The 8,658-nt window shown below is 55.2% G+C and carries 8 protein-coding genes and 2 tRNA genes; 4 read left to right on the forward strand and 6 right to left on the reverse strand.

The genetic code is table 11. The features are described 5' to 3' along the window. Positions 1 to 34 precede the first annotated feature (34 nt). The 4 genes from PLU01S_RS24490 (at position 35) to PLU01S_RS24505 (ending at position 1,878) form a co-directional block, all read left to right on the forward strand. Positions 35 to 110, forward strand: a tRNA-Ala gene (locus PLU01S_RS24490). A 43-nt stretch (positions 111 to 153) separates the two neighbouring features. Beyond that, positions 154 to 229 (forward strand) — tRNA-Glu (locus tag PLU01S_RS24495). Between the two features lie 177 nt (positions 230 to 406). After that, the gene (locus tag PLU01S_RS24500) at positions 407 to 1,534 is read left to right on the forward strand and encodes a GNAT family N-acetyltransferase (RefSeq protein ID WP_073449372.1); all 1,128 of its coding nucleotides are present in this window, start codon (positions 407 to 409) and stop codon (positions 1,532 to 1,534) included. 11 nt (positions 1,535 to 1,545) lie between these two features. After that, a complete protein-coding gene (locus tag PLU01S_RS24505) occupies positions 1,546 to 1,878 on the forward strand; it encodes a YnfA family protein (RefSeq protein ID WP_073449370.1) in 333 nt (110 codons plus the stop codon). A gap of 13 nt (positions 1,879 to 1,891) precedes the next feature. On the opposite strand, the gene PLU01S_RS24510 is transcribed toward PLU01S_RS24505, so the two are convergent. From PLU01S_RS24510 to PLU01S_RS24535, 6 genes are all read right to left on the reverse strand, one after another. Next, the gene (locus PLU01S_RS24510; RefSeq protein WP_019365322.1) at positions 1,892 to 2,143 is read right to left on the reverse strand and encodes a YheU family protein; all 252 of its coding nucleotides are present in this window, start codon (positions 2,141 to 2,143) and stop codon (positions 1,892 to 1,894) included. Between the two features lie 91 nt (positions 2,144 to 2,234). Further along, positions 2,235 to 3,425 (reverse strand): osmoprotectant NAGGN system M42 family peptidase, encoded by a 1,191-nt coding sequence (locus PLU01S_RS24515; RefSeq protein WP_010795101.1) that lies wholly within the window; start codon positions 3,423 to 3,425, stop codon positions 2,235 to 2,237. Next, complete coding sequence (ngg, locus tag PLU01S_RS24520) at positions 3,422 to 5,164, reverse strand: N-acetylglutaminylglutamine synthetase (RefSeq protein WP_019365321.1); 1,743 nt, start codon at positions 5,162 to 5,164, stop codon at positions 3,422 to 3,424. Before ngg ends, PLU01S_RS24515 begins: the two co-directional genes overlap by 4 nt. An 18-nt stretch (positions 5,165 to 5,182) precedes the next feature. Next, positions 5,183 to 6,955, reverse strand: a complete 1,773-nt coding sequence (locus PLU01S_RS24525; protein ID WP_073449366.1) for an N-acetylglutaminylglutamine amidotransferase — start codon at positions 6,953 to 6,955, stop codon at positions 5,183 to 5,185. Positions 6,956 to 6,991: 36 nt separating this feature from the next. Further along, positions 6,992 to 8,176, reverse strand: a complete 1,185-nt coding sequence (locus PLU01S_RS24530; RefSeq protein WP_074824426.1) for a site-specific integrase — start codon at positions 8,174 to 8,176, stop codon at positions 6,992 to 6,994. Between the two features lie 200 nt (positions 8,177 to 8,376). Beyond that, a partial coding sequence (locus tag PLU01S_RS24535; RefSeq protein ID WP_218019577.1) for a hypothetical protein occupies positions 8,377 to 8,658 on the reverse strand: 282 nt, incomplete at its 5' end.

The raw sequence follows: 8,658 nt of genomic DNA on the forward strand, positions 1-8,658 counted from the left end.
ATATAGCTACTTGTTTAAAGTGGCACTGTGTTACGGGGCTATAGCTCAGCTGGGAGAGCGCTTGCATGGCATGCAAGAGGCCGACGGTTCGATCCCGTCTAGCTCCACCAAATTTCTAGGGCCAGCAAGTGCTGGTTTCAATCGAAGGTTTTTGTCCCCTTCGTCTAGTGGCCTAGGACACCGCCCTTTCACGGCGGTAACAGGGGTTCGAGTCCCCTAGGGGACGCCATCTTTATAAAACCGCCTTTATAGGCGGTTTTTTTTCGCCTGCAATTTTGTCCTTTTAGCGGTCATATCAGCCGTACGAGGCTGACTGACGAATAAACCTGTTTAAGCAGACTAAACAATAGGTCACTATTCGAATCAGGTCTTGCCCGATAGGCCAGTGAATCAACAGGGGATATCAGTGATTATCGAGCGGCTAGATAACCTGTCCGAGCTGCCTGCGCAGGCGTGGAATGCGCTGTTACCGGATAACCAGCCGTTTATGCGGCATGAATTTCTACATGCTCTGGAGATCAGTGGAAGCGTAGGGCGTCGTACAGGCTGGAAGCCTGCGCACTATATTGTGCGTGATCTAGAGGGTACGTTGAGAGCGGCCATGCCTGCCTACATAAAGTACCACTCCTATGGAGAGTACGTATTTGATTGGGCCTGGGCTGATGCCTGCCACCGTGCGGGTATTGATTATTACCCGAAGCTTCTTGCCGCTGTTCCCTTTTCCCCGGTAGGAGGCGCTCGTCTGCTAGGGGAGCGTACAGCTTGTGAGGAGCTACTGCATGTAGTGACCAGCAAGCTGGAGGGCCGCGGACTTTCGAGTCTGCATGTCAATTTTACCAACGAAGCGACAGATCACTTGTTGACTGATCAAGAAGGCTGGCTCGAACGGCTTGGGTGTCAGTTTCATTGGCACAACAGAGGGTATCGGGATTTTCAGGACTTCCTGGATGCGCTGGCGTCACGTAAGCGCAAGCAGCTTCGCAAGGAGCGTGAGCAAGTTGCAGGGCAGGGTATCGATTTTGAATGGCGAGAGGGCGGGTCGCTTACTGAGCAGGAGTGGGATTTTGTCTATGCCTGTTATGCCAATACGTACGCCGTAAGAGGGCAGGATCCCTACCTGACCCGTGAGTTCTTCAGCGAACTGGCTGAGCGCATGCCTGAGGCCATTCGCGTTGTGTTGGCTCGTCAGGAGAGCCGACCCGTGGCCATGGCATTTTACCTGTGCGATGAAAAGACCCTTTACGGACGTTACTGGGGCTGTCTGGCCGAGTTTGACCGGCTGCATTTTGAGACATGTTTCTATCAGGGGATTGATCATGCCATTAGTGAAGGGCTGACCCGCTTTGATGCGGGCGCGCAAGGAGAGCACAAGCTGGTTCGGGGATTTGAGCCGGTTTTTACCCATTCATGGCACTATCTGGTACACCCTGGGCTTCGTGAGGCCGTGAGCGAGTTTCTAAATCAGGAGCGCGAAGGCATCAGGCGTTATGCGCAGGCCGCTACGGACGCATTGCCGTTCCGCCAGGACGGCTAAGTGTAAATATCATGCTTAATTATTTCTGGTTCGCCTTAGCTGCCTGTTTTGAGATCGCCGGCTGCTACACATTCTGGTTATGGCTAAGACTGGGCAAGAGTCCGCTGTGGCTGCTCCCAGGGCTTTTATCGCTTACCCTGTTTGCGCTTGTGCTTACACGTGTGGAGGCGGCTTACGCTGGCAGAGCCTATGCTGCTTACGGTGGGATTTATATCGTGGCATCGCTGGCCTGGTTGGGCCTGGTTGAAAAAACCAGACCCGCCTGGACCGATCTGGCAGGGGCTGCACTGTGTCTGCTGGGCGTGGCGGTGTTAGTAATAGGGCCGAAATTGTCAGTGCACTGAATATTCAAGCCTGTCAGGAAAGTGCCTCTTCATCTGGAGTGTTTAGCCATTCCTTGGGAACGTCCCGTCTGAGCATCAGCTGGCACTGGCCGCTGTCCGGCTCGAATACAATAACGGCTTCTCCATTTTCCAGCGCCCGACGTGCACGTGCTACACGCGTCTCCAGAGGTGTTTCATCACCGTTATCCGTTCCTTCTCGCGTAACAAAGTCTTCGAGAAGGTTGCCTAGCGTATCGGGGTTGAGCATGTCGTAGGGTATGAGCATGGCGGCAGTTCCTGAAGCGGGCAGCGATGCTAACGTACAGCTTGGCCAGTTGGCGAGAGGACGCCGCCCAGCGGGGCGGCGTTATCGGTCCCTATGTTTTCCCGCCCTCTTTGATTAATTCCTCGATGTGAGGCAGATGCGTCTGGTTGTCCTGATGCGTCTCTTCCAAATCGAGCTGATGCGTAAAGCGGTCAACGGAATTATCTGCTGGCGCTGCGTCACTATCGAACACGGGCGGGCTGGTCATATAACCCACCAAGAGCTGGCTTAGTGCTGCCAGACTGACAATGTGCGTCCGCTCATAGCCGTGGGTGGCATCACAGCCAAAGGCCAGAAGCGCAATCCGGATGTCATGCCCTGCGTTGATAGCGGAGTGGGCATCGCTGTAGTAGTAGCGGAACAGGTCACGCCTGACCGGAATGCTGTTTCGCTCTGCGATACGCAGCAGATGGCGTGACAAGTGATAATCGTAAGGGCCGCTTGAGTCCTGCAGGGCGACACTGACCCGATGCTCATCGGACTGTTGCCCGGGAGCAACCGGAGCGATATCGATACCGACAAACTCACTGACATCCCAAGGCAATGCACCCGCCGCGCCAGACCCTACTTCTTCCGTGATGGTAAAGAGAGGATGGCAGTCTATGGGGGGTACGATCCCGGCTTCCTGAATCATCTTGAGCGCCGTTAGCAGAGCGGCTACACCTGCCTTGTCATCCAGGTGACGAGCACTGATGTAGCCGCTCTCCGTGAACTCCGGTAACGGATCAAAAGCTACGAAGTCTCCTACGCGTACACCCAGGTATTCCGTCTCTGAACGGCTTTTGGTGGTAGCGTCTAGGCGTAGCTCGATGTGATCCCAGCTGACGGGCATCTTGTCGACTTCGGTATTGAAGGCATGCCCAGAGGCGAGCAGAGGTAGTACGCTGCCACGTAGGGTTCCGTTGTCGGTAAAGATGCTGACCCGGCTTCCTTCGGCAAAACGGCTGGACCAATGGCCTACCGCCGCCAGGCTCAGACGGCCGTTATCCTTGATTTCCCTGACAATGGCACCGATCGTATCCAAGTGAGCGGAAACCGCTCGGTCGGGGCTTTCCTTACGTCCTTTGAGTGTGGCACGAATCGTTCCTCGTCGTGTCAGCTCGTAGGGAATGCCGATTTCACTCAAGCGCTCGGCCACGTACATGACGATTGTGTCTGTAAAGCCTGTCGGGCTTGGAATGGCGAGCATTTCCAGCAGGACACGGCGCAGATAATCCAGATCCGGTGTCGGCAGCTTATTCAAGCGGGCACCTCTCGAGACAGGGGAAACAACAGATCAATGAAGCGCTCCGCCGTAGGGCGGGGTTCATGGTTGGCCAAGCCCGGCCGCTCATTGGCTTCAATGATTACGTATTCACTTTGATCAGCAGCCGGTACCAATAGATCCATGCCTGTCACTGGAATATCCAAGGCCTTGGCAGCAGCTACTGCGGCTTGCGCCAGTTCAGGGTGAAGAATATCGGTAACATCTTCCAGCGTGCCCCCGGTATGAAGATTTGCTGTCTTGCGGACAAACAGGCGGGTGCCTTCTGGTAGGACCGTGTCATAACTGTAGCCGGCAGACTTGATCGCGCGCTCGGTTTCTTCATCCAGAGGTATCCGACTTTCGCCTCCGGTTGCTGCCTGGCGGCGGCGGCTCTGGTGTTCGATCAACTCATGAATGTTTCGACGACCGTCACCAATGACCTCGGCAGGACGCCGTATAGCGGCCGCCACGACTTCATGACCAATGACAACAATGCGCAGGTCAAGACCTGCATGGTAGCTTTCGAGCAGCACGTTATCGTCGTAGCGACGAGCTTGGGCAATCGCGGCTTTCAGGTGCTCAGGATCACGTACATCTACGGCGACGCCTTTGCCCTGCTCACCGTTGACCGGCTTTACAACCAAGGCGCCGTGCTTGGCAAGAAAGGTTTCGTTTTCTTCATCTTCACTGGCTAGACACTGATCAGGAACCCGTAATCCTGCTTCCTTGAGTGTCCGGATTGTGAGGGTCTTATCCTGACAAAGTGTCATGGTGACAGCGCTGGTCAGGTCCGACAGTGATTCGCGGCAGCGGATTCGGCGGCCCCCCTGTATGAGGGTAAAAAGACCAGCCTGGGCATTATCTACTTGTACATCGATCCCGCGGCGTTGAGCCTCATCTACGATGATCTTGGCATAGGGATTAAGCCCTGCTTCAGGGCCAGGGCCGAGGAAAAGGGTCTGGTTGATTGCGTTCTTGCGCTTGACGGTAAAGGTCTGGAGTTCCCGAAAGCCCAGCTTGTCGTAAAGACGCTTGGCTTGACTATTGTCATGCATGACCGACAGGTCCAGGAACGCCAGGCCGCGGCTGGCGTAGTGCTCAATCAGGTGACGAACCAGAGCTTCTCCCACGCCCGGGCGAGGGCAGTCAGGCGCTACGGCCAGACACCAGAGACTTGAACCACCCTCAGGATCGTTGAATGCCTTAGCGTGGTTCAGCCCCATGACCGAGCCGATAATGGCGCCCGTGTCCTGATCTTCTGCCAGCCAGTAGACCGGCCCACCCTTGTGTCGGGGCGTGAGTTTTTCGATATCCACGGGCAGCATATGGCGCGTCTGGTAGAGACGATTGATCTCGCTCCAGTCGCTTTCGCTAAAGGCCCGGCGAATACGAAAGCCGCGGAAGGGCGCATGTGCGGGGCGATAGTCGGTGAACCACAGCCGCAACGTGTCGGATGGATCCAGGAAAAGCTGTTGCGGTGCATAGGCCAGTACCTGCTGAGGCGCAGCCACGTATAGGGCGATGTCTCGCTCGCCGGCCTCTTCCTTGAGAAGTTCCTTAGCCAATACCGATGCGTCGGAGAACGTATGGCCGATTAGAATTCGACCCCATCCGCAATGCAGGCAAACGGATTGGCACGTGGCCCGTTCAGCCCCAGTCATCTGGGCCTGTAGACGCTCATAATTGGGCGTCTGAGCCCTTTGAAGACGCTGATTGTTATAGTAGGCGGCTTTCATCGTGCAATACTCCAACACTTATAGGCCATGTTCACTCAGCCACAAATTAAGGGCGGCGAGCTGCCAGAGCTTGGAGCCCCGTAGCGGTGTAATCTGGTCGTCAGGGTTCTTCAGGAGTCGATCGATTTCTGCAGTATTGAATAGCTGGCGATCCTGGCTGGGATCAAGCAGCAACTCACGTACCCAGGTCAGGGTATTACCTTGCAGATGCTTCAGGCCCGGTACCGGGAAATAGCCTTTGGGGCGGTCAATGACTTCTGCCGGAATCACCTTGCGAGCTGCTTCCTTGAGGACGTGTTTGCCGCCGTCTCCCAGCTTGAACTGCGCCGGAATACGGGCAGACAGTTCCGCCAGCTTATAGTCAAGGAAAGGAACGCGCGCTTCCAGGCCCCATGCCATGGTCATGTTGTCGACTCGTTTGACCGGGTCGTCTACCAGCATCACAGTGCTGTCCAGGCGTAGCGCCTTATCAACGCCAGCTACTGCGCCAGGTTGTGCAAAGTGCTGACGAACGAAATCACCTGCAGCGTCGTGATCCAGACGGCGGCTGTCCTGAACAGTAGCTGCGTATTCAGCATAGTCACGATCGAAGAAAGCGGCTCGGTAAGCTGTAAACGGATCTGCCGCACCATCAACCTGTGGATACCAGTGGTAGCCTGCAAAAAGCTCGTCCGCACCTTGGCCACTCTGTACAACCTTGCAATGCTTGGACACTTCACGCGACAGGAGGTAGAAGGCGATACAGTCATGGCTTACCATCGGCTCGCTCATGGCTCTGAACGCGGCGGGCAATTGCTCAATGATTTCAGATTCGTTGATGCGCAGCCTGTGATGCCGTGTACCGTAGCGCTGAGCGATCAGGTCTGAATACTGAAACTCATCCCCACGCTCTCCACCTGCATCTTCAAACCCGATGGAGAAGGTCAGCAGATCGCGTACCCCGGACTCGTGCAGCAAGCCGACCAGCAGGCTTGAGTCCACACCGCCAGACAGCAGCACACCTACATCGCGGGCTGCCCGCTGTCGAATCGAGACAGCATCGCGCAAGCTGTTCAGGACTTCGCCGCTCCAGTCTTCCATGGTGTAGTTGGCTTCATCGGCAGTTGGGCCGTAATTCAGCGTCCACCAGGTTTGCTGTTCGGTTTTGCCGTTGGCGTCAATGACCATCCAGGTGGCTGGCGGCATCTTTTTTACGCCGTTCAGGATGGTGCGGGGCGCTGGTACAACAGCATGGAAGTTGAGGTAGTAGTTCAGCGCGACGGGATCGAGAGAGGTATCGATATCATCTGCTTCAAGCAGGGCGGGCAGGCTTGAAGCAAAGCGCAGGCGTTCATTGGTCTGACTCAGGTACAAGGGCTTGATGCCTAGGCGATCGCGTGCAATGAACATTTGCTGCTTATCGCGATCCCAAATAGCGAAGACGAACATGCCGTTGAGTTTGGGCAGCATCTCCTTGCCCCAGGCGTGATAGGCCTTGAGCAGAATTTCGGTATCGCCGCCAGAATGGAAGCGATAACCCTTGGCCTCCAGCTCGCTGCGTAGCTCTGGGTAGTTGTAGATGGCGCCGTTGAAAACCATCGACAGGCCCGTGTCCGAGTCAATCATGGGCTGACCAGAGGCTTCTGCCAGATCCATGATTTTCAGGCGTCGGTGGCCTAGCGCAACAGGGCCTTGGCTATGAAAGCCCCAGGCGTCGGGGCCGCGTTGAGCGAGGCGATGGGTGACCCGTTCCAGCGTGGCCAGGGTGACAGGACGATTATCGAAACGTAATTCTCCAGCAATTCCACACATTAGCCTTGCACCCCGCATAAAATCTGGGATTTGACGCTATCGCAGTTTTGCTTGTACCAATTCTGTACCATTTTGTGCTTTCTCCAGCTTCTCCAGCTCGGTCCAATCGGACGATGAGCTGATCCATTTCGCGTAGGTCGAAAGCAGAACTTGCACACTATGCCCAAGCTGGGCAGCGATAAAGGCCGGGTTCATTCCAGCCATCAAACACATGGTTGCGTAGGTGTGGCGAGTGTCATAAGTCCGCCTCTCCCTAATGCCCAATTTACGCAGGGCACTCAACCAATACCGCTTCGGTCCAGTCTCGGACCGTATGTACAGGCTCGCTCTGTCGCCACTTCCCTCCGGTGCGAACACATAATCGGAGCGTGCGAAAGTTAAAGTCCTGGCTCGTTCGAGTGCCTGAAGTGCGCGATCGTTCAATAGAACTTCCCGAGTGACCTTCGTTTTTGTCCTCTCGCGGATCTGACCGAGTGACTGAATGCGGCATACCCTGGCGGTTTTCTTCCTGAAATCTATCTCGTTCCAGCGCAGGGCCATTGTCTCGCCCGGGCGCATGCCGGTGTAGAAAGCAAATTCGAAGAAACAGGCGTATATCTGCTGAAGGCCGGCAGTGATCTCGTATAGCTTCGATATGATCAGGTCGGCTTCTTCCCGGGTGAATGGATCCACGTCACGCTTTGGTACTCGCGTAGCTGGGATGGATAAAGCCGGGTTGCGGAGGATGACCTCTTCCTTGAGTGCCTGATTGAATATACTGGTGATCAACATGACCGCCGCCTTGCGCCTGGAAGGGGACGGCCAGTTGATTTCAGTTGTAACTTTTCGAAGGTAGGCAGGCGTTATCTCGTCCATGCGCTTCGGGGCGAGGCAGTCTGCCCAATAGGTCTGAAGCGTAGATCGGTAATTCTTCCGGGTGCCTTCCACTATCTGAAGACTATCCAGCCATCCCTGAGCGTACTCGAAGAAGGTAGGCACCTCTGTCGTGGGTGTCTGACGTGAGTTAGGAAATAGCTCAAGGTACTTTTCTGGGGTAAGGACACCAAGCTTATCCAGTTGGACTACCTGAATACGTAAACCTGCTGCTGCCGCGATCCCTTTCGCGGTTTGAGGGTAGGGGAGCGTTTCGCAGCACCGCCGCTTGTTCCACTGGAACCGGATTCTGATTTTTTCACCGACGAACTCGACACCTCGCGGCAACTCCATCTGCTTTCTAGCCATTCATCATATCTCCGCAAGCTGTAGATGATCCGACTGTTCATCTTTATCCAAACGTCAGCAGGTATTGTTCCTCGCTCACGCCTCCGCTGAAGCGCTTTCTTGGTGATCCCAAGAAGGGCTGCCATTTTCTCTTCAGATACCTTGTCATGCACGTCTTCTGTAATTTCAATCTTTGGTAATGCGCCCATGGGTGTTCCTCCCTAAGCTTTGTTTATCCATTTGTGGCACTGGCAGTCATCATTTCCGCACTCAGATTCGCCTACCCACTGCGGCATAGGGTCGTTCTCATAACGGTCAAGCTTCTTATGGCTAAACCCTCGACTGCGCAGTTCTCTAATAAATCTGTCTCGATCCTCCTTGTTGTCGTCCCAGTCAGGTTGATCCCAGCGGGACATGACAATCAGCCCGCAATCAGTAATTCCGTTATCCATGCGGCCAAGATGTTTGCCGCGATCTTCTTCGGACATAGCAATGCCTCCTGG

The organism is Pseudomonas luteola NBRC 103146 (assembly GCF_002091675.1).
Classification (GTDB): domain Bacteria; phylum Pseudomonadota; class Gammaproteobacteria; order Pseudomonadales; family Pseudomonadaceae; genus Chryseomonas; species Chryseomonas luteola.

What these genes read in the sequence shown, in the direction of transcription:
- ngg (WP_019365321.1), bottom strand. Translation starts at nt 5,164, where the DNA reads ATGAAAGCCGCCTACTATAACAATCAGCGTCTTCAAAGGGCTCAGACG.
- PLU01S_RS24525 (WP_073449366.1), bottom strand. Translation starts at nt 6,955, where the DNA reads ATGTGTGGAATTGCTGGAGAATTACGTTTCGATAATCGTCCTGTCACC.
- PLU01S_RS24510 (WP_019365322.1), bottom strand. Translation starts at nt 2,143, where the DNA reads ATGCTCATACCCTACGACATGCTCAACCCCGATACGCTAGGCAACCTT.
- PLU01S_RS24505 (WP_073449370.1), top strand. Translation starts at nt 1,546, where the DNA reads ATGCTTAATTATTTCTGGTTCGCCTTAGCTGCCTGTTTTGAGATCGCC.
- PLU01S_RS24530 (WP_074824426.1), bottom strand. Translation starts at nt 8,176, where the DNA reads ATGGCTAGAAAGCAGATGGAGTTGCCGCGAGGTGTCGAGTTCGTCGGT.